This window comes from Nitrosomonas eutropha, from assembly GCF_003201195.1.
Taxonomy (GTDB): domain Bacteria; phylum Pseudomonadota; class Gammaproteobacteria; order Burkholderiales; family Nitrosomonadaceae; genus Nitrosomonas; species Nitrosomonas eutropha.
The window spans coordinates 1-21,662 of record NZ_QICQ01000038.1 but is presented as its reverse complement, the minus strand read 5'-3'; the positions used below and the strand labels follow the sequence as shown (position 1 = coordinate 21,662).

Genomic DNA, 21,662 nt, shown 5'->3' with positions numbered 1-21,662 from the left:
TGCGCGCGCTCTTACTTCGGGGGAATATTTATTTGATTTGTTCATGGCTCCATCTTCTCAGATAGTGGAGCCTCCTCAAAACCCGGGGCGGTTCATAATTTAGAGGAAGATCTCGATTTATTCCGAACACTTCATCTACCGCATGCGTTTTCTCGATCAAAATCCTTCTCCTATATAGAACTTGTTTTTAGTAGGGTCATAACGCCTGAGCTTAGCTGCGTTTGAGGCGATACCTGTTTTTGCAGCAGCAAAAATGGGCAGCGGGTTAAACGTCCGCTGCAACAATTTGTTAGCCAGCATCTCCACCTCCCGCCGGGAACACTTCTGCAATCTTGTCAGTCAGGCCGGTAACAATGGCATCAACAATTGGCGAGATGTATTCCGATGCGTTTTTAAGCAAAGCTTCACCGGTATCCGATGCAACTTTACCTGCTACCTTCTTCAATACCGCTTTCAAAACCCCTTTGAACGACGTATCCGGAGCCCCTGCCGAAACTAACGCGGCCTTAACAGGATCTCGCTGATCCTTAGGAATGTAGAATTCTATCAACGCGACCATGGCATCCAGCGGAAGCTTTACGATACTTGGTGAGAATGAGCCGTCAGATACATGCCCCAGATCCTGTATCTTTGAGCGGAGATGGTCTGAGATCAGAGGATTCTCCACTTCCAGAACAAATTGATCCCCGGATTTTTGGATGATTGGGCGTTTTAATAGATTCCGTACCCGAGAATCCAACTCGGCGGGAGTAAGCCGCCTCAGTTCTCTCTCGTAGATAAGATTCCGAGCTTTAGTTCTGGTAACCCGCAGTTTTGAAACGAGCTCGTATACACCCGGTTCAGCAGATATGGCCCCAACTTCTTCAAGAGCTCCCAAGAGGAGTAATTCAATCTCGGACTTAGGCAACGCTCCGAATGCTGGATCAAGAAATCTTTTGAGCAGTGTCTTCAATGCACCCGCTGCTCGCGCATCACCAACGTCTTGGATTATGTTTTCTAAGTCCAAGGTTATCTCCCCATTTTCTAATGCCAGCTAATATTTAGTATGCACCGTAAGCGGTGCATACTTCTTTGTAAGTGGGTGTATAACAAAACGCATTATTCAGTAAGATTTTGAATTAAAAAACTTCATGAATGAAATATCGCCATCTTTTGTTTTGATTATGCCTTGCTCATTCGGTCAGCTTCGCGGTGGCTTGCTACCCTGATCAGGAGTCAATCAACTCTTTTGAAATTTCAAAAATGAGGTTTCAGGTATTCTGCTGCGTTTGAAGTTGATCTTAATCAACAAGTAAAGGAGGAATTATCTGTTTATTACGGTGGGGACGATGGTGGCTGATAGATCAATAACCAGAATCCTGATCCTGGATGACCCATTCGTATTGAAGTGGTTGGCGTGTATGCCGGCTGTTCGGGGATTTCTGGCTGTCGATTACTATCCAGACGGTGTGTGATCTGACGGTGGTTGGCTGGATGAGCACAAGAATGAAAGCAAGATTGGCTTGTTGTGATGCATTGCAAATGGCTGTCTGGCAACGTCAACCACAAGTGGGCTTGTTACCCCCACCTTCGAGCGCGCTTTAAAAAAACTACACCCTCCACAGCAATCCAAGTTGAACGAGGCAGCGCGTGCCATTACTCACCATCCTGAAAGATCTGCAAGGCATTCGAGTCGACAAGTCCGATTATCGAATCAGTTATGCATGCTGGCTTATCGTATTCTCGATGAGGATTGCCTGAAACTGCTGTCCTTTGGTCCATCCGCACGATGATTTTTATCGCGATCTCAAGCAGCAAGATAAATAAGCTTTTAGAAGTAATGAGCCCATGGCTATTTGCCGCGCATAAACATTTTATCCAGTTCAGCCAGGCTGATTTCAAACCAGGTAGGTCGGCCGTGATTGCATTGATCCGAGCGCTCGGTTACTTCCATTTTGCGCAGCAGTTCATTCATTTCAATCAGCGTTAATTGCCGGTTAGCGCGAACGGCACCGTGACAGGCCATGGTGGCCAGTAATTCATTACGACGGGCGGCAAGCAGTTGAGCGGGATCGCCATTCCTGATTTCATCCAGCAGAGCACGTACCAGTTTTTCCGCATCAGCATGCTGCAGTGTGGTGGGGACTGTGCGTATAACAAGTGTGGTAGCGGACAGCGTGCTCACTTCAAAACACAGTTGCTGCAAAAGCGCCTGATTTTCCTCCACTGTCGCGATGTCGAGGCTATCTGCGTGAAATGTAACCGGTATCAGCAATCGTTGTGCGGATAATACTTGTTGATCCAGTTGTGTCTTCAACTGCTCGTAGACAATGCGTTCGTGCGCGGCGTGCATGTCTACAATCACCAATCCTTTTTGGTTTTGCGCCAGGATATAGATGCCGCGAAGCAGCCCCAACGCAAAGCCCAGCGGGGGCATGGCCGGATTTTCATCGCTTTCCCCTTCCCCGGTTTGTCGGAGTTGATTCTGCATGGCAGTGGCGCCGGATTCTCCGCCGGTTAGAACCTGATAAAAGTTAAAAGGCTGCGCCACCCTTTCTGATGGCAGCCGTGCTTGCCTGGGGTAGTTCAACGTCGGCACAGCCGGTGTAAAACCGGTGCGCGTTGGATCAACAGATGCATCCTGCGCACCTGGCCACACGGCCCCAACAGGCGAGGAGGATGCTACACCCGAGCGGGGTAGAGCCAGCGCCTTGCTGACGCCGTGGTAAATAAATTGGTGGATGGCCCGCGCTTCGCGAAAGCGGACTTCGGTTTTCGTCGGATGTACGTTGACATCCACCTGTTCAGGATCAATCGCCAGATACAGCACGAAAGCGGCATGACGATCAAGGTGCAGCACATCACGATAGGCTTCACGCAGGGCATGGGTAATCAGCTTGTCGCGGATGAAGCGTCCGTTAACAAAAAAATACTGCATGTCGCGGGTGGCACGTGAATACGCGGGCAATGCCAGCATCCCCTGCAGGCCGATGCCGGCGGATTGTTCGTCCATCCAGGTAGCCGCTCCGGAAAATTCCTCGCCAAGCACGGCTCCGATGCGCTCTGCAGCCTCTGCCGCCTGCCAGTGGCTGCGCAGGTTTCCATTGTGCCGCAGCGTAAAGGTAATATCAGCGTGGGAAAGTGCCATCCGCCGAAAAACTTCTTCGCAGTGGGCAAACTCTGTAGCTTCTGTTTTAAGAAATTTGCGGCGGGCAGGCAGGTTGAAAAACAGATCCCGGACTTCAACCGTAGTGCCCGCCATGTGGGATGAAGGCTCCGGCGACATTAACCGTGTCCCCTCACTGCGGATTTCCCAGGCATGTTTGCCAGCGGGTTGATGACTGATGAGCGACAAATACGAAACTGACGCGATACTGGCCAGCCCTTCCCCCCGGAATCCCAGGCTGGTGATGCTGTGCAAATCCTCCTGGCTGGCAATTTTGCTGGTTGCGTGACGTGTGAGTGCAAGCGGCAGTTCTTCTGCGGGAATGCCGCTGCCGTTATCGGTCACACGGATCAGTTTCAATCCACCCTGTGCGATATTGACCGTAATTTCAGTCGCACCGGCATCGATGGAATTTTCCAGTAATTCTTTCAGCACTGAAGCCGGGCGTTCGATGACTTCTCCAGCTGCTATCTGACTGATTAATCCATCGGGAAGTAATTTGATCGCGCGCATTGAAAACCGGGGCTGGAATAGAATAAATATGCGGAAAAACTCACTGAATCGGTAATTATACTGTCACCAAGTTATGATACGCTTGCTGTCAAACAGGGGAAGGATGCGCAAGCGCTCTGAATCCTTCTCAATGAGAGCACTATTTCAAGAACCAATTATTAAAATCATCATGACACAAGACGAACAAAAACAGGCAGTGGCACAAGCAGCCCTGCAGTATGTGCAGGTAGGTGAAATCATCGGTATCGGAACAGGGTCGACCACCAATCTTTTTATTGATGAACTGGCCAAAATCAAACACAAGATTGAAGGGGCCGTGGCAAGCTCCGAAGCAACCGCAGCCCGTCTGAAGCAACATGGCATTGAGGTTTTGAGCCTCAATTCTGTTGCTGACCTCCCGGTATATATTGATGGCGCAGATGAAATTACCCGGAACATGCACATGATCAAAGGTGGTGGCGGCGCACTGACACGTGAAAAAATCATTGCAGCCGTCGCTCGGAAGTTTATCTGTATTGCTGATCAAAGCAAGCTGGTCAAGGTATTGGGAAAATTTCCGCTCCCGGTGGAGGTGATTCCGATGGCACGCAGTTATGTCGCCCGGGAAATTGCATTACTGGGCGGACAACCAGCCTGGCGTCAGGATTTCACCACTGACAATGGCAATGTGATTCTCGACATACATAATCTAAATATCATGAATCCGGTTGAACTGGAAAGCACGCTCAACCAGATCACAGGGGTGGTGACCAACGGCCTGTTTGCCAGACGAGGCGCTGATGTACTGTTGATGGGTACTGATCAGGGCGTGGAAACCATTACGATCTAGGAACTTGTTCAATATCTCGCTGAAAGGCGCATTACGGCGTTGAAATTGAACTCAAAATGCTCACATACTTCAAGTATGCTCCGCTTTCTCGTTCAATTTTGCCTGGCACTGCATCCCTTGATCGAGACTTTGAACAGATTCCAGGGAACTGTCGAACTTAAGATGGGTTTCTTGAACGCGCAGGAGAAAAAAGATGGTAAATAACGTGATTAATAAAGAACATGTCTCAAAAAAATTTGATGCTGATCTCGAAGAAATCCGCACACGGGTATTACAGATGGGCGGATTTGTCGAGGAACAGATCAAGAACGCAGTGGAGGCATTGACTGACGGTAACGAGCACATGATTGAACAGATCATTGACAATGATCATCGCGTCAATGCCATGGAAATAAAGATCGATGAGCTCTGTTCCCAGGTTATCGTGCGCAGGCAGCCCACCGCTATTGATTTGCGCATGATCATGACCGTGATCAATACCATTACTGATCTGGAAAGAATTGGTGATGAAGCGACCAAGATCGCCCGTATGGCAAAGCTGATCTACGCTGCAGATCGCATGCACATGCCGCGCTTTGTTGAGATACGACATATTGCCGCCATTGCCATCGACATGTTGCGCAAGGCGCTTGATGCTTTTGCCCGGCTGGATCCGAACGCCTCCGCAGAAATCGTGCGCCAGGATGAACAGGTGGATGAGGAATTTCGCTCGATCATCCGCCATTTGATTACGTTCATGATGGAAGATCCCCGCAAAATCTCTACCGCGATCGAAATATTGTTTGCCGCTAAGGCAGTCGAACGGATCGGTGATCATGCCAAAAACATGTCGGAATATATTGTCTACCTGGTTAAGGGGAAGGATGTCCGCCATGTATCGGCGGATGAAATTGAACGCGAAGTCAGTAAATAAACCGTTCAGAACCAGCCCCCGCATCATGCACGCATACTCAACGCTCGCTGCCGTTGATCTGGGTTCCAACAGTTTTCATCTGCAGGTCGCCAGGGTAGAAGAAAAGCAACTCTACCTGCTGGATAATCTGAAAGAAATGGTACAGCTTGCAGCGGGATTATCCGAAGATCAGACGCTGGACGAGGCATCACAAAACCGTGCACTCGCCTGCCTGGAACGGTTTGGCGAGCGTTTACGGGGACTGCCGTATCATGCCGTCAGAGTGGTGGGCACAAACTCGCTGCGTGTTGCCAGAAATGCAGCAGGTTTTTTGCAAAAAGCTGAAAATGCACTGGGCTTTCCTATCGAAATCATTGCAGGCTACGAAGAAGCCCGGTTGATTTTTCTTGGTGTGGCGCACAGCTTGCCTCCTTCGGATGACGCTCTGCTCGTCGTCGATATTGGTGGTGGCTCCACCGAACTGATCATCGGCAGCCAACTGAAATCCAGCAAACTGGAAAGTCTTCCCATTGGTTGTATCAGCTACAGCCAGTATTTTTTTCCTGATGGGAAGCTCACCAAAGACTCGCTGAGATATGCCGAGCTGGCCGCACGTTCCGAAATACAGGCCGCCACCGCTGAGTTCTCCTCATCATACTGGCAAAAAGCCTATGGCTCTTCCGGCACCGCGCGCGCACTGGCACACATCCTCGCAATAAACGGCTATAACGACAGCGATGATGCAGAAATCATCACACTCGCAGGGTTGGAAAAACTGCGCGAATTCCTGCTTAAAACAGGTGATCTCAGAAAGCTGGCAATTCCAGGCTTAAACCCCAGCCGCAGAATAATTATTGCGGGTGGATTTGCCATCATGAGCGCTATTTTTACAGAGCTGAAGATCAAGCGTATGGAAATTGCCAGCGGCGCACTGCGTCAGGGTGTACTCTACGACATGCTGGGGCGCTTTCACAAAGAAGATATGCGTGAAGTCTCCGTACAGGAATTCATGCAGCGCTACCGGGTGGATTTGCAGCAGGCAACCCGGATTGAATCACTTGCGATTTTGCTTGGCAAACAACTCCTGGCGGATTACCCCGATCAGGAAAAAGCTGAGAATGCACTGAAATTGCTTTCCTGGGCAGCGCGTTTACATGAAATCGGCATTTCGGTGGCCCATACCGGCTACCACAAACATTCTGCTTATATTCTCGATAACGCCGATATGCCTGGCTTTTCCAGAATGGAGCAATCCCAGTTAGGTCAGCTGGTGCTATCGCACCATGGCTCGCTTGCCAAAACCGGGGATTTCCTTAGCCACCCCATTAACCTTGCTCGTTCAGTTGCCTTGCGTATCGCTACAATTTTTTACCGCAGCCGTACCCAGGTTGATTTGCCAGCCTTGATGCTATCCATGAGTGGAAGGCGTTGCACATTACGCATTCCGCAAACCTGGCTGGAACGCTATCCGCTGACCGATACGCTACTGAATAATGAAATCAAGACCTGGGCAAAAGTTGATGTTGACCTGCGTATTGAAAACCTGACTGAACATCATCGCACCCGATCGGGTGCAGCCTGATAGCTTATTTACTGCCAGCATTTGGCAATAGCTTCTGCTCCTGTCACTCCGCCTGCTCCTCGCACACCTGTATGAGTCAACGACAAGGTACCGCAGGTATCACTTGCCATAGAACCTGTCGGCACCGCCTCCAGCGTATAACTATTTTGTGTTGGAGTGCCTTCTGCAAACCGGATAGTATATTTTGCCGTACCCGTTCGCGGTGATTGCGTCACCGGCAATGCAAAATCGCCTCCCGCACTAGTCTGATCATAACGATTAGCTTCAGTGTAATTGCGTTCCAGCAATTGTGCCATTTCCAACAGAATACTGCTGACCTCCACCCGATTACCCCGCCGTACATGCTCCTGGTAGGAAGGATAGGCAATCGCTGCCAGAATGCCGATAATAGCCACCACGATCATCGTCTCGATCAACGTAAAGCCGTGATTTTTCGTATACATCCGAGCCAGGTTCATTTAACTGGTCCTCCTGTTTACTGTATCTGTTTACTGTATCTGTTTCCAGGATCGGCGCGGCGGCGGAGCGCCGTTGCTGATCGTCACTTTCTCCACTGCCCCTGTGGTAGTTGCCGCGATCAGATGCGTCAAGCTACCGGCACTGATAGCAACCGATTCACTACGAATTCCATCTGAGCCTACGGCAGCAATGATTCGATCGCTACCGTCCAGCTTGCCATCCCCATTGGTATCAAACTGCGGCGGAGAAATCATTCCCCCATTTTCAGCATTGAGTAATACCAACCAGTTACGCCCGCCCGCTTCGCATGGATCGATGGAAGGAATCAGCGTGGTAAAAATAATCCGCCCGAAATTCAGCATCGGCATAACGACTGAACGCTCGCCCTGTTGTGTCCCTTCCGGAGGTTGCAGCAGATCGATATACCAGCCACGCTTGGCTGACCAGTCTATTCCATTATCGGATATGGTACGTTCAAAAGGAGGAACAACGGTTTCCGTCAGGATGGTTTGCGGCTGTAATACACTGCGATCTGTTTCTGAAATCCAGCTACTGTTATCCCAGATACCGTAGAGACTTTGCACTTTTTTATCGGTGGCGTCACCGGAGGCGATGAACTGGCCGGTGCCAAAGAAAATCATATACCCTCCCTGTTTGTGGTAGCCCACTTCCAAAGGAGAAGTAATTGGTTGTACCTGATTGCTGGTATTCCTGGCCGTAAACAAGGGTACACCAACGCTGCCAGATTTATACGCCACATCCCACTGTGCCGAGCTATTTTTTGACAAATCAAATTTCCAGACATTGCCCTGCAGATCCCCTGCGTAAACAACATCAATGATCTTGTCGTTATTGGTATCCACCAGTGCCGGGCTGGAAAGGCCATTATTTGTACTGTTATTGGTTGGAATTTTTTTGATCAGTGCCCCTGTTTGTAGATCAACAATCAGCAAGTACGCCTTATCACTGGTACTGTTGTAACCGTTACTGATGATTGCCGCCCAGGAACCATCATTCAATCGTGCAATTTTTGCCTGACCGTGAACGAAACCCAGATCCACATCGGTAAATTCCCACATCACATCTGATGCAGAGAAATTGGCTGGATCGGTAATATTCAACGCAAATATACTTTTACCGCCCCCTCCCAGCGTTCCCAGCAATACTGTTTTCCAGGCGGGTGTTGCACCAATGTAGGCATCTCCGACATAGGTGTTGCCATCAACAAAATAGCGATGCACATAACCGGAATCAGTCAATTTACTTAATTGAGGATAAACAGCAGCGGGAATGTAAGCGAACAGCTCTTTGCCGGTTTCAGCACTGAAAGCATGCAGCATGCCATCATTCGCCCCGGTATAAACCATTGGAATACGACTGTTGTTCGACTGCACATAGGCATAATAGGACGCCTTCCCTGGCGTTCCGTCCAGGAATGCGTCGTAACCAAAATCCAGAGTCTTGACGAACAATAGATCGGAATTGACGATATCGCCCAGTACGCCGTTGTTACGTTTGCGAAATGTGCCGCCCTGCCCAACTTCTGTTGTTTGATCCCCACGCAGCCAGGCTAATCGCTGTAATCCCTGGTCATCATTGACCCCATTTGTACTTGTATCCAACGCGGTCTGTTGTGCTGCTGAAAATGAAGAAAAATTAGCAATGCTGAATGCCAGGCCAGCAGTACCGTTATGGGTGAAAATCTTGCGACTGGCATGTTCCGGCAATTGTTCAGAAGCCTCCCATTGCAGCAGTCCCAGTGAGGCATCAGCTTCCAGATTAAACGCCAGCAGTTGCCCGCTCCAGTCAGCACTGTTGAACTTTGCCTGATAAATCTGTGCGCCAGTATTAAGCCGGCTGGTATTGGTCGTTACTGCAGCGGCTGAACTGACCCGAGCGGTAATATTGGTCAGCGCATTCGTCAATCCAGCGGCAAAAGCGGCTGGATCCTGCGCGCTGAAAAATTCCCCACGGCTATTGACCGCTGCATGCCGGAGATCGTCGATCTTATAAGCATCAGCATCCGTTGGATCCGGCCAGGCTGCTGGCCCACCGGAGCTACCTGGTAACAAATCACCTAACGTACCCTCAACTCCCAGTCCGACAGTGAAATTGACCATATGCTGCCAGAATGCTAGATCATTGGCATTAGTCGGTACCTTGTTATCCAGATCAGTACGCAAATCGGTTTTCCAGTAATGCATCGCCACATCGGCCAAGGTATTACTAAAGCCATCCTTGTACGGCAGTGCCGGTTTGTACTGATAAGTGGCTGGTGATGTATTGGGAAAATGATTAGTGAGTTTGCTGCCGTCCGTATTATCCGCATTGCCTATTTCGGAAGGATTGGGTCCGTTCCAGAAACCATCTGTCATCAGGACATGATAATTCTGTCGGCAAACCGGCTGACTACCACCGCTCTGCCCCGGCGTAGTGCTCCATGGCCCTTTATCGTCGGCGCGCTTCAGATATTCACCGACACTCTGCATTGCTCTACGCAATGGTGTATTAGCAGCTGGAATAATATGGTTATACAGACTGTTGAAGAAATCCTCACGCTCCTGTCCAGCAAACTGCCTGACTCCGGTGATCAGTGTGCTCGTCGATATTCCATCAATCTTATTACTACTGCTGCTACCTTTATTGATCGCACCGAAAGCCACACGCATGCTGTTGCCCTGTGCCGCGAAAGCTCGGCCGACACCGGCACGCGCCAGTAAAATCCGGGAACGGTAATAGGTGTACCAGTTAGCAAAATTCTGGATTTCTTCAGCGTAGATACACGCCGATGAATCAGCACAATCAGTCCGATTTTCCCCTCCATTAAAAGGGGCATTTTCCGGCTTGATTTCAACCTGAGCGTAGCTACTGGCTAAGTTGTAATTCCCACTTCCTTTGTAGCGAAAATAGACAGCCGGATAAAAAGTTTGAGATTCTGTATCTGTCAAAGAACCATTATCTTTGAGCCAGGCCGCACTCTGTGTATTGTCCACGGTTAGGTTACGGCAACCCGCAGCAGTATTGAACGGGTTATGCGGGGCACAAGTGATGCTTGCGTTATCCATTAACGACCCGTCAGCCTTGCTCCAAGGCAGATAGCGCACGGTCGGGTCGTAGTAGATTTTATTGACATGGCTGGAGCGCAGAGAAGCTGTATATTTATTATTCAAATCAAAGCCGACTACGTAATTACTGTAACTGTCGCCCCCATAAGTACTGCTTACTCTGGGGTAAACAAAGCGCACACTTGATTTAATCAGGCTATCCGGCATGATTTCAAACTGCATCGAGCCGGAATCATCCAGTGTAAAAATAACATTGGGATCCACTGCAGTAGTCAAAAATAACGGCACATCAGATAGTGGCAATGTTGCTCCCGCACTCTCGGCGCGAATCAGCATGCAAAGGAAGCACGCCATGAACATCCAGGCTCTTATCACGCTAAGAACAGTTTTCATCATCAATTCCTTTTCTACCGCCGATAAGTGCTTTGCAACAAAACGATAGCTGTCTCTGTACCCCCTGTTCCACGCGCCACGATGCGAAACATATTTGCATTAAGCGATGCACCGGATTGCTGCGCACTCCCTCCGTCCCCCATCTGTGGAACACTGGGAAGCTGCTCGATAAAATAGCGTGACTGGTTGGCCACACCATCCATGGTGACATCAATCTCTCTACTATCATCAGCATCCCAAGCCATTCCAGTGACAGGATCTGGTGTTGGTGAGCATGAATGGGGTTCATCTACCTCTTCGCCCTCTGTATCAGGATTTGACGCTGAAGAGCAGGCGTGGTGATACAACCCGTTTGAGCCATTAAATTCCGGAATAGTGACCTGTTCAAGAAACCGTTCTCCCGATCGCAGCGCCGCTTCTGCTGCCTGGAAAGCCAGTGTTTCATCACGCAGATTGCCTGCCATTTTTTCTTCCAGAATCGTGCTCTGCAGAGCAGTTGTACCGAGTAATGTCAGAACCACCAGGAAAATCAATCCGGTTATCAATACAGCGCCCCGCTGCGTGGAAGCAACATTTATTCTGTCATTGCGACCACCAAGCGATGGCGCAGGAAGTAATCCAGATAACCAGGTGACAAGGTGCTGGAACATCCCGCTGTTGCGTAACTCGTGATGCCGGTAGGTTCTGGTGCGTGGTGTGATCACGGAAGGTTCTGGCACTGCTTGCGATGATCCACCTGAATGATTGTGAAGAAACCGGATTCTAACCGTGAACGAAACGTGACGAACCACCGGTGAAGCAACTTGCCGGGGTTTAAAAAACTGATCTTTATTGTTGCCGGAATCTGCCGAGAAATCCGCATCCATGTTTTCTACTCTCCAGGAAGAATCATCAGGGAGCGCGGTTGCGCAACGAGATTACAGTGGAAAATACCTGTCGCAACCGCCGGTCAGTCGGTGTTACGGTCTCACCGTTAAAGGTATAAGTCTGTGGCTGGGTGGCAATATTATTTTCCACGGATCGCACCAGCAGATCGATGCGTACACTGACAACATTCTCCCAATCTGCCACCAGATCCGCTGTGCGATAAATGTCCACAGCCCTGTCCCCGTTGGTATCTTCACCGTATTGAATTTGCATATTTTCAATGCCCTCAACCAGTTCATCGGCATCATCCTTCCCTTTTTTCCAATACAGAGCAGGGATTTTTCCTGGATTATTCCGAATGTAATAAGCCCTGGTGCTAATTCGTACTATTTCTCCGTTGAGAAATATTTCACCCATCTCTTTTTCATTTCCTGGCTCTACACTGCTACCACCTGTAGCATGCTCCAAAAACTTTTTATCAGATATATTATTAATACCGGTCACCTGAAAAATGGCAGTGTTTCGACAATTACTTACCAGTACTATAAAAGGCGATTTAGGATTCGATTTATCAAAATAATTTTGTAGTTCTTTTCCAAAATCACTACCTAATTCAACTCCTGGATCGGCCGACTCAGATGCATGGGAAATTACTCTGGCGTAACTACCCTCTACTCCTCTTACCACAATGACATCTCGCCCTACATCTCCTCCCTTCAATGGAGAAGTTACTTCAGACGGTAAAGCAGGTGTCCAGCCGCTTGCGCTGGTTGCTTCGAATCCCTCCAGAGGCCGATCAAATCTCCACAAAAAATCATTTTTATTATTAAGTACATTGGTTATAGCAACAACATCACCCACACAGCCGCGATATCCCGCCATACGAATATCGCGAGACAAAAGCTGGAAGGCATAGCGCGCGTTTTCCTGCATACGCGCCATTGCTTCGTTAACACGGTAAGTCTGCTGGCTGGCAGTCAGCACGGTGATCACACCACCGAGCAGCACCAACCCGATGGTCATGGCCACCATCATTTCTACCAGCGTCAGGCCATGCTGACTTCGACTGAATGCCTGATTTGCCCGCATACTTTTCATGTCACCTGTTACAGCCGGGTAGTCATGACAAATTGCTGCGCGGCCAATGCACCACGGCTGTCATCCCACTGAATGGTGATGGTCACTTTATTGTCAGCATCCACATTAACAGCGCCGGTACCATCCGGCAGACGCAGAGCAAGCTCTTCCAACCAGGGTTTAACATCCCCGGGAATCCCGGCTTCTGTCTGCGTTTCCTCCTCCGTCTCCTCCTCCGTTTCATCCTCTGAAGCAGTATCTTCCGAGATCGCATGGTTGTAGCTACCTTCTCCCGCTGCAACCCGGTTTGCCCGCATACTGTCCAGAATGCCGTATGCCATCATGGTGGCAGTTGAACGGAAACCAGCACTCTGGTTATTCTTCAATCCGGCGGTTTGCAGCCCTGCCAGCCCAAGCAGTCCAATCGAAAGAACAATGATGGCCACCAGCACTTCGATCATGCCGGCACCAGCTTGAGCATGCACAGAAGAAGAATTCTGCTTAGCCATCATTTTTACTCTCATCGAGAAACTCCTTGTTTGACGGACATCCCGCTTTTTCTACTCTTGCCCGACCAGAAACATTAATCACAATTTTGCGTGCATCATTCTGATTACATAAGGTAAATGTTCCATTTGGCAGATTGTTATTACCTTGACTACGCCCATTACGCAAATATGAAATTCTGCTACTAAAATTACCCCCACCTTTCAATGAGCTTCCATTCAATTTTGGGAAGACTCTCAATATTTCATCGTCACTATCGACAGCACCAGCCGTACCCGCATCGCTAAAAACCAGCCAGCCATCCTGCCAGCTACCGTCATTACAAGTTGCACCATCCGGGCTTTTGCAGATGGTGATTCTCCCTCCCCGCTTCACTGCTTCAGAACGGGCATAGTGCAGCGCAGTCATCAGTTCATTGGCTTGTGCGGTCAAGCGCGATTCCCGCATCAGGGATTGGTAGCCTGGAACAGCCACGGCAAGCAGGATGGAGGCAATACTGATAGTGATCATCAGCTCAACCATGGTAAAACCCTTGCTGATAGATACAGTCATTTCATTGTTTCCATAGATAAAACTGTTTTGTGATCCTGACCGGATTAGTGCCCCAGTGAAAAAATGAACCCGATCGCTGTATTTCTTCCGGTTACATTGCGGATCAACGGCTATTACCTATGGAAACTTTAGGCCACTTCTGAAAAACCTACGAGTTTCAATAAGAAAGGATACCTATGCGACCATCTGTTGTGCTTGACATGAAGCGAAGTGCGGTGCGCGAAGTGGTGAGCCGCTTTCGCGTGGCGAACCCACGCGTTTTTGGCTCAGTGTTGCATGGCAATGATCGGGATGGCAGCGACATTGATCTGCTGGTTGATGCGCTGCCTGGGCCACATGCAGCAGGCCGCTACCGATGCCTGCGGCTTCGTGGAAGGCTTGACCAAAGAGGATTTTAAGGTAATTGGCTCAAAGAGCGCAGGAAAGGGTCAATCGACCAGGTGATGCATGATGGCGTAGCGGATTAATTCGCTGTTGTTGGTAAGCTTTAGTTTTTCCAATAACCTGGCACGATAAACACTGACAGTTTTCGGGCTCAGACATATTTCTTCTGAAATTTCGGAAAGCCCTTTGCCGGAAGCAATCAGGCACAACGTCTGAAATTCCCGGTCGGATAATGAAGCGTGCAGCGGCCGATCTGTATTCGAGGTAATCGCGTTTGCCAGCTCCATTGCCAGCGCAGGGGTAATGAATTTCTGGCCGGATGCAACCTGACGAATCGCGGTAACCAGTTGCGCCGGCGCACTCTGCTTGTTCAGATAACCAGCCGCCCCCGCCTTGAGGGCACGGATCGCAAACTCGCTTTCATTGTGCATGCTTAGCATCAGCACCGCCAGATTCGACTGTTCCTTCTTAATTTGCTTGAGCACATCCAGCCCGTTCCGATCTGGCAATGAAATATCCAGCAACATCACATCAAAATCCTGTTGACGCACAACCTTCATCGCCTGGAAACCGCTTTCCGCTTCCCCGGTTACGCTGATGTCACCGGTCTCGCTCAGAATCTGCTTGAGCCCCTGGCGCACAATTGCATGATCATCAGTGATCATCACCTTGATCATGATTACATCCTCACCCTATCAGCTGACATTCCTTGTCTCATGTTTCATCCCTCAATCCGGCCACTCATCCTGATAAGACGATGAAGACTGCCCATTCACCGGAATCCAGATCATCACCCCCGTACCCGTCTGGGGTTCACCCTGAATATGAAACCGCCCGCCAAGCTGTTGGCAGCGCTCGCGCATACTGCGTATGCCGAACGAATTTACCTTCTCCATATCCGGGTACGTAATGCCGCAGCCATTGTCTGCCACTTCCAGATACACTTCGCCACTCGCTTCGGACAATTTCACCCGCACTTCCGATGCATCCGCATGCTTGGCGATGTTGGTCAGCGCTTCCTGAAAAACCCGAAAAATCGCCACGGCCAGATCTCCATCCAGTGAAATTTCCTCATCATCACACACCACAGCACAAGCAATCCCGGTACGCTGATTAAATTCACGGGCCTGCCATTGCACCGCGGCTACAATCCCGCAATCAAGCACACCTGGTCGCAAATCGAGCGCGATCCGGCGCGTGCTGTCAATCACCATATCCACCAGCGATTCCACCGCTGCGGCCTTGTTGCGATAAAACTCCGGCGCACGGCTGGAGTTATCCAGGCAAGGCACCAATTCACACTTGATCGCCGTCAGAGTCCCACCAATATCATCATGAATCTCGCGGGCAATCCGTGTGCGCTCCTGCTCTTTTGCTTTTTGCGAATATGCCGAAAGCTCTTCCAATTGCGCACGCGATCGGGCAATTTCCAGTTCGATCTGTTTATTACGCGTAATATTCAGCATAATTCCATCCCACAACACGGCACCACGCGGCGTCCGGCGCGGTGTAGCTCGCAGGCTGATCCATTTCACATCAGCATCTCCCCGCGCCTGAATACGTCCCTCCCAATTCCACGCCGAAAGCTGTTTGCACGAGTTCTGTAACGATTGATCGTAGTCCGACATATCTTCCGTCAGAATCAAGCCAGCAAATGCATCCGGATTTTTCTGCAGGTAATCGGGAGAAAGCCCGAGCAATGTTCTGGAACTCTCGCTGACGTACGGAAAGAAAACGCCGCCATCCGATTCCAGTACAAACTGGAACACCAGCCCCGGCAGATTGGAAGCAATCGCACGAAAACGGGCTTCGCTTCTTTCCAGTGCGGATTGCGCCTCGCACAAATCTTGCAAATGTTCAATATGCCGCTGGCAACCCCGGATGGCTGCCATCAGCCGTATCGAGTCCGATTTCAGCAATACATCCTGTACTCCCGCAGCAAATAAACATGCTGTGGCCTGCTCATCCTGCCGGGAAACCAGCACAATTACCGGAATATCCAGCCCTAGTTCCGTCAATGAATCCAGTACCGGCACCACGCCCAAATCCGGATGATCACCCGCCAGCACCAGATCCCACTCCTGTTGCTGCAATACCTCCGGCAGCGCATCTGTCGTCACACAATGCACCTGGGCTGACAGGCCGCCCTGCTCCAGCAAACCACGTACCTGCTCACCCTCCGCTGCCGTAGGCTCAACCATCAGAATTGCAAGTGTCCGTACCATCAACCTTATTCAACTCCCCACACATCCAACTAACTGGCAACCAACCAGATAATGCCACAATGACATACAGATGTAGCTACTGTTAATCTTTTAACATTAAAAACATAAACTTATATCTGTAATCAGAATAATATATTGGTAAAGTGTAACAGAGTGAGCGAAATGAAGCGGGCCAGGCAAATACCACAAGTGATATTTGATGAAATTCAGAATTTACAGGAGGTACACAACATGCTTTCAGAATGTACCAAAGACTGAAAACAGCAAGGAATAGAAGAAAAGCAGCAGGAAGAAGGTAAGGACGGGGTTTGTTACTGCATCAGTTGGTGCAGCGCTCTGATACGCTGGGACGTTAGGTAAAATGCATCCTGATGACACGGACTATCAAAGGGCCACCTCGAAAATTCCGTTTCTAAAAAAATTGACTGTAAAATCAATTTTTTATATACAGATCTTTTCAAAATTTATAGGTTTTTCGAGGTGCCCAAAGACGCATGAAGATTGATTTTGAAAAGCTTCACATAAGGAAACAGCAAGGCAGCGTCAAAGGTTGCTCCGAGGAATTTCTGATTCATCCACCCGCAGATCAATAAGCACCGCGAAAAATCTTTGATTTTGTCATTTATTATCAGAATCTATCGATACCTCTAACGTTTTTTATGTATTTATTTATTGGCATCAAGTGCAATTATTCCCTGCGACCAGAATCGTGGCTGAAGATGACTACCAAAGGTTTTGGCGTATATCTCTTCCCGTTGCTCAAGATCTGGATAATCACGCACAACAACAAAACCCAGTAACGCTACTGCAGCGGCCAGGATAGCCAGCCATGAGAAAAACATACGGCGAGGTGCAAACGTAACAGAACCAGGTGACACAGCTTGCGGCTGCAAACCAATCAGCCAGCCTGCGAGTAATGCCAGCCACAACTGTGAATAAGGCATCACCAGCACACCATCTACCATCGCTTGGGTTAATGCAGCAATGATTGAAGCAGCAAGGCACAAACGGAGCACATCTTGCTCTTGCATTGATTGCGCGCGGGCGCGCAACACAGGCACCAGCCTCCCTATTCCACGCATGACCAACCAGGTTACCAGTACGGCTGAAGGCAGGCCCAGTTCAGCCACCCACTGTAACCAGGCTTGATGAGGGTGAGCAGCCACGCCGTTCGGAAGATCCGCAAGCTGCATCGGGCCAATCCCCAGCAATGGATGATTCAGCGCCTCCTCAATTGCCTGAATCCAGATAATGTCGCGCAGCGAAAGCGAGGTAGTGAGCTTGGAAGCGGCATGGTGAGCTACTGACATATCCAGTGCTGCGGGAATCACTGTCATCATGACCCATGTCAGCACCACACCAACGCAGGCGGCTGCAACATGTAGCATTGCCCAACGGCGTCCAATCGGCCCGATACAAGCAAGTACTGCCGTTGCACACGCCAGGCCAAGCCAGGTGCCGCGCGTCCCCGATACAATTGCTGTTGTCCATACCAGCACGATCAATACGCCCGCCACCAGCGCATAGCGGCGCAGATTTCCCTCAACCAGCAATGGAACTGCCAGCAACGGCAATGCCAGCGTCAAAAACTGGCCAAAGAAACGGGGATTGGAGAAACCATCCACCAGCAGCCATGCATCCAGTATGCCTTCTCCATTCGTGATAGCGGCCAGATAGGATACGTCAAAGCGTGCCACCAGCCCGGCGCAGATAAAGAACAACGTTGCCAGCAGTATGCGATCTACCGTGTGGCCACCAGTATTTTGTACGGCATATAAGCGCCGCAGGGAAGCCACCAGCCAGGCCAACCCCAGGCTGGCCACACCCAGCGCCAGCTCGGTAAATGCCCAGAGTGGCTGGTGCGCCAGGTATGCGGAAACACCGGCAACGACTATTACCAGCACAAGCAGACGACGATTCGTGTGACTCAACAGCAACGGTGCGCGCAATCTGCCGAGGCCAAAAACCAGCAGAGCGGCAATCACAGTGATTGTCAGCATTAATATCTGCCCAATACGCTGCTGATCATGCCAGTGCGTATTCTCCAACCAGACTACCAATGGCAGAGTTGATACCAGCGCCAACGTAGCGATCATCAGCAGATTCGCGATGCGATATGGCCAGACAATACGATTTTTCTGGCCTGGTGTGGTTGCGTACAGCAACGAATGGGGTAAGAAATTAGATTGGCCATCAACCATAGCTTTGCCCATGATAAATACCTCGTTATAGAAAATAAGCAGAGAAGTAGTGCTTTTAACCCATCCGTCGGAAAAAGATCGTCATCTGCATACCACCAGAAACAGAAAACCCTGCCAAAGCAGGGTTTTGTTGGATAATAATTAGGAAACCTGATTAAGAACCGTTACCAGGACAGCTCTTCGGAGCATATTTATTATTCGCATCGGTTGCACATGACCAAACACCAGTATCCGCCGCACGCGTCAGGGTAATCTTTTTACTGATAACTTGAGATGGCGCATGGATAAGCTCGCATACGATTGTAGAATCTGTAACAGAAATATTACAGTTGCTAGTTGGAGTTGTGAGGCCAACATCACCAATTGCAGAAACTGTATCACCGTTATTGACACGACTCTCAAATGCGGTCTTTCCTGCTGCAATTTCAGTAAGACCGGCTGTTACCTTGGCTTTAGCCTGATAATCAGAATAAGCCGGAATCGCCACGGCCGCCAAGATGCCGATGATCGCGACGACGATCATCAATTCGATCAAAGTAAAACCTTGTTGATTGTGTTGCATGGTTGGGTTCTCCATTTGTTAACAAATAAAATAGAATTCGCTGGTTACAGCTTGGTGCGCTGATGAATACTGCTGGGGAGTATAACGGCGATCGTTTTTTTGGCTTTAGAAAAATTTCGACGGCCCCTCAAAACCCCACGGTTGCTCCATCTGGATTGCGCGGGTCGGAATAGCCCCAAAGTTCATCACCGTGCAGCTGGATAGTCTGGGTACGGCCCATGGTGGGCTTGATAACAATGCGATGCCCTTTTTCCTGTAAAAGACGCAAGGTATCAGGCGAAATCCCTTTTTCCAGTCGCAGTTCGTCCGGTGTCCACTGATGGTGGAAGCGTGCAGCTGAGGCTGCTTCAGCAGGATTCATGGCAAAGTCGATACCGTTTACGATTTGCTGCAACACCGTGGTAATAATGCGTGGCCCGCCGGGGCTGCCAGTCACCAACCAGGGTTTGCCCGCCTTGAAAACAAACGCAGGCGTCATGGATGAAAGCGGGCGTTTGCCTGCGGCAACCGCATTGGCCTCGCCGCCGATGACGCCGTACACGTTGGGCATCCCTGGTTTGATTGAAAAATCATCCATTTCATTATTGAGCACGATGCCCGTGCCGGGTGCGACAATACCGCTGCCAAAATTGGTGTTGAGCGTATAAGTGACGGCAACCATATTGCCGGCTGAATCCATCACCGAAAAGTGCGTAGTCTGATTGCTTTCATGGAATTGCGGCTGGCCTGGTTTGATGGCCTCTGCGACACGAGCGTGATCCGGATCAATGTGTGATACCAGCGCCTCAGCATAAGCTTTGCTGATCAGGCCAGTGAGCGGGACGTTGACAAAATCCGGATCTCCCAGATATTCAGATCGATCAGCATAAGCCAGCTTCATGGCTTCCGTCATATGATGAATCGTTCGTGCACTGTTGTGCCCCCACTCCCTGAGCGGCCAATGCTCCAGCATATTAAGCATCTGTACCAGATGCACACCGCCTGAAGAAGGCGGCGGCATGGTAACGATCTCATAACCGCGATAGGTGCCACGTACCGGCTCGCGCTCAGTTATCCGGTAATTTTCCAGATCTTCCATTGTCATCGGGCTGCCGTTTCTGGCCATATCCGCAGCAATCCTATGCGCAATCTCTCCTGCATAAAACGCCCTGGCGCCATCGCGTGCAATTAAACGCAGCGAATTGGCCAGATCTTGCTGTACCAGCTTATCACCCGTTTTCAACGGCATATCATTTTTCCAGAAGATTGCCCGGGTGGCTGGCCACTTCCCCATGTTGCCCGCTGAATACTGCAACCCTTTAGCGAGCGTTTTGCTGACTGGATAACCTTCTTCCGCCAGTGTGATCGCCGGTTGCATCACTTTTGCCAGCGGCATGGAGCCCCAGCGTTGCAATGCGTGGATCATTCCGGCAACTGTACCTGGAACCCCCACCGCTGCGTGACTGAAAAGTGATTTTTTATTTATGACATTCCCTGCCGAATCCAGATACATATCACGGCTGGCGGCTGCCGGAGCAGTTTCACGAAAATCCAACGCGGTTGATCGCCCAGTTTGGGCGTCATGAACCAGCATAAATCCCCCGCCGCCAATATTGCCCGCATTGGGTAACGTTACCGCCAGACCAAAGCCAATCGCCACGGCGGCATCAATCGCATTGCCGCCCGCTTTGAGAATGTCCACCCCGATTCTGGAAGCCAGCTTTTGTTCGGTGGCCACCATGCCATGCCGCGCCACGACAGGATGGAATATATCCATATCCCAGTCGTAGATTATTGCGGCTGCGGTAGTTTGTGATACAGACGGGGGGGTCGTTAGCGGAACGGTTGGAGTCGTGCTGCATGCCGTCAGCAGAATCAGGGAAATATTGCTTAACAGCAAGAAGAGGTTGCGAATGAGCAAATGGATACTCCTTTTTTAATCCCATGCTGCTCAATGCAGCCGGCAATCCACGCAATGGGATGGCGGGTAGTGGTTATGATAGACAGCATGCTCTCCCACGAGAAAGCACGCTGCCCGGTAATTCACAATTGTTTGGCTAAGTTGCAGATTTTATAATTTCACAACATGCGTCAAGGAATCTCTAAAAAATGTTAGCGAAGAAACTAGCACAAGGCAAAATTGAACGAGAAAGCGGAGCATACTTGAAGTATGTGAGCATTTTGAGTTCAATTTCAACACCGCAATGCGCCCTTCAGTGAGATATTGAACAGGTTCTAAGTGTTTAGTCCCACGGTGTGCTGGAATGGATCAAAGATAAAACGATCTGGCTCATTTTTCCAGATTTTGCAGATGTATTCATAGGGTGTTAGGCCTTTGAGAGCTTTTAGTCTTTTGGCGAAGTTATAAGCCATCACAAAGCGATGGAGATGGGCCTTCAACTGATCGTGTGAGTCGTAATAATACCGTTT

The 21,662-nt window shown here is 49.8% G+C and carries 19 protein-coding genes and 1 pseudogene; 5 read left to right on the top strand and 15 right to left on the bottom strand.

What is annotated here, in order from left to right; genetic code table 11:
• Positions 1-156: 156 nt before the first annotated feature.
• Complete coding sequence (locus C8R14_RS13605; protein WP_166484974.1) at positions 157-300, bottom strand: hypothetical protein; 144 nt, start codon at positions 298-300, stop codon at positions 157-159.
• Complete coding sequence (locus tag C8R14_RS11650) at positions 290-1,006, bottom strand: hypothetical protein (RefSeq protein WP_011634864.1); 717 nt, start codon at positions 1,004-1,006, stop codon at positions 290-292. Before C8R14_RS11650 ends, C8R14_RS13605 begins: the two co-directional genes overlap by 11 nt.
• A 607-nt stretch (positions 1,007-1,613) precedes the next feature.
• Between C8R14_RS11650 and C8R14_RS14450 the strand changes: the two genes are divergently transcribed.
• Positions 1,614-1,772: a hypothetical protein gene (locus tag C8R14_RS14450; RefSeq protein WP_373605816.1), complete on the top strand. Its 159-nt coding sequence runs from the start codon at positions 1,614-1,616 to the stop codon at positions 1,770-1,772.
• A gap of 59 nt (positions 1,773-1,831) precedes the next feature.
• On the opposite strand, the gene mutL is transcribed toward C8R14_RS14450, so the two are convergent.
• Positions 1,832-3,658, bottom strand: a complete 1,827-nt coding sequence (gene mutL, locus C8R14_RS11640) for a DNA mismatch repair endonuclease MutL (RefSeq protein ID WP_011634865.1) — start codon at positions 3,656-3,658, stop codon at positions 1,832-1,834.
• A 169-nt stretch (positions 3,659-3,827) separates the two neighbouring features.
• Between mutL and rpiA the strand changes: the two genes are divergently transcribed.
• From rpiA to ppx, 3 genes are all read left to right on the top strand, one after another.
• A complete protein-coding gene (gene rpiA, locus C8R14_RS11635; RefSeq protein WP_041353815.1) occupies positions 3,828-4,487 on the top strand; it encodes a ribose-5-phosphate isomerase RpiA in 660 nt (219 codons plus the stop codon).
• A gap of 193 nt (positions 4,488-4,680) precedes the next feature.
• Positions 4,681-5,400, top strand: a complete 720-nt coding sequence (phoU, locus tag C8R14_RS11630) for a phosphate signaling complex protein PhoU (RefSeq protein ID WP_011634867.1) — start codon at positions 4,681-4,683, stop codon at positions 5,398-5,400.
• A 25-nt stretch (positions 5,401-5,425) separates the two neighbouring features.
• Positions 5,426-6,961: an exopolyphosphatase gene (gene ppx / locus C8R14_RS11625; RefSeq protein ID WP_011634868.1), complete on the top strand. Its 1,536-nt coding sequence runs from the start codon at positions 5,426-5,428 to the stop codon at positions 6,959-6,961.
• An 8-nt stretch (positions 6,962-6,969) separates the two neighbouring features.
• On the opposite strand, the gene C8R14_RS11620 is transcribed toward ppx, so the two are convergent.
• Genes C8R14_RS11620 through C8R14_RS11595 form a run of 6 tightly spaced genes read right to left on the bottom strand, consistent with a single transcriptional unit; the run spans position 6,970 to position 13,881 of the window.
• Positions 6,970-7,404 carry a type IV pilin protein gene (locus C8R14_RS11620; RefSeq protein WP_166485013.1) on the bottom strand — a complete coding sequence of 145 codons (435 nt, stop codon included), beginning with the start codon at positions 7,402-7,404 and terminating at the stop codon, positions 6,970-6,972.
• 45 nt (positions 7,405-7,449) lie between these two features.
• Positions 7,450-10,878 (bottom strand): pilus assembly protein, encoded by a 3,429-nt coding sequence (locus C8R14_RS11615; protein ID WP_110332624.1) that lies wholly within the window; start codon positions 10,876-10,878, stop codon positions 7,450-7,452.
• Positions 10,879-10,892: 14 nt separating this feature from the next.
• Entirely contained in the window at positions 10,893-11,744 is an 852-nt protein-coding gene (locus C8R14_RS11610) for a pilus assembly PilX family protein (RefSeq protein ID WP_011634871.1), read from the bottom strand.
• 25 nt (positions 11,745-11,769) lie between these two features.
• Positions 11,770-12,843 carry a PilW family protein gene (locus C8R14_RS11605; RefSeq protein WP_242500169.1) on the bottom strand — a complete coding sequence of 358 codons (1,074 nt, stop codon included), beginning with the start codon at positions 12,841-12,843 and terminating at the stop codon, positions 11,770-11,772.
• A gap of 8 nt (positions 12,844-12,851) precedes the next feature.
• Complete coding sequence (gene pilV / locus C8R14_RS11600; RefSeq protein ID WP_011634873.1) at positions 12,852-13,346, bottom strand: type IV pilus modification protein PilV; 495 nt, start codon at positions 13,344-13,346, stop codon at positions 12,852-12,854.
• Positions 13,324-13,881 carry a GspH/FimT family pseudopilin gene (locus C8R14_RS11595; protein WP_011634874.1) on the bottom strand — a complete coding sequence of 186 codons (558 nt, stop codon included), beginning with the start codon at positions 13,879-13,881 and terminating at the stop codon, positions 13,324-13,326. The genes pilV and C8R14_RS11595 overlap by 23 nt, the downstream gene beginning before the upstream one ends.
• A gap of 176 nt (positions 13,882-14,057) precedes the next feature.
• Here C8R14_RS11595 and C8R14_RS11590 point away from each other — a divergent pair, with 176 nt between their 5' ends.
• The gene (locus C8R14_RS11590) at positions 14,058-14,279 is read left to right on the top strand and encodes a nucleotidyltransferase family protein (RefSeq protein ID WP_011634875.1); all 222 of its coding nucleotides are present in this window, start codon (positions 14,058-14,060) and stop codon (positions 14,277-14,279) included.
• 30 nt (positions 14,280-14,309) lie between these two features.
• Here C8R14_RS11590 and C8R14_RS11585 read toward each other — a convergent pair whose 3' ends face one another.
• From C8R14_RS11585 to C8R14_RS13810, 6 genes and pseudogenes are all read right to left on the bottom strand, one after another.
• Complete coding sequence (locus C8R14_RS11585; RefSeq protein WP_011634876.1) at positions 14,310-14,942, bottom strand: response regulator; 633 nt, start codon at positions 14,940-14,942, stop codon at positions 14,310-14,312.
• Positions 14,943-14,993: 51 nt separating this feature from the next.
• Entirely contained in the window at positions 14,994-16,490 is a 1,497-nt protein-coding gene (locus C8R14_RS11580) for a histidine kinase (protein WP_011634877.1), read from the bottom strand.
• Positions 16,491-17,155: 665 nt separating this feature from the next.
• Positions 17,156-18,703 carry an O-antigen ligase family protein gene (locus C8R14_RS11575; protein WP_011634878.1) on the bottom strand — a complete coding sequence of 516 codons (1,548 nt, stop codon included), beginning with the start codon at positions 18,701-18,703 and terminating at the stop codon, positions 17,156-17,158.
• Between the two features lie 142 nt (positions 18,704-18,845).
• Positions 18,846-19,253: a pilin gene (locus tag C8R14_RS11570; RefSeq protein WP_011634879.1), complete on the bottom strand. Its 408-nt coding sequence runs from the start codon at positions 19,251-19,253 to the stop codon at positions 18,846-18,848.
• A gap of 127 nt (positions 19,254-19,380) precedes the next feature.
• Positions 19,381-21,153 (bottom strand): gamma-glutamyltransferase, encoded by a 1,773-nt coding sequence (gene ggt, locus C8R14_RS11565; protein WP_011634880.1) that lies wholly within the window; start codon positions 21,151-21,153, stop codon positions 19,381-19,383.
• Between the two features lie 314 nt (positions 21,154-21,467).
• Positions 21,468-21,662, bottom strand: a pseudogene (locus C8R14_RS13810) (IS481 family transposase); the annotation flags it as partial.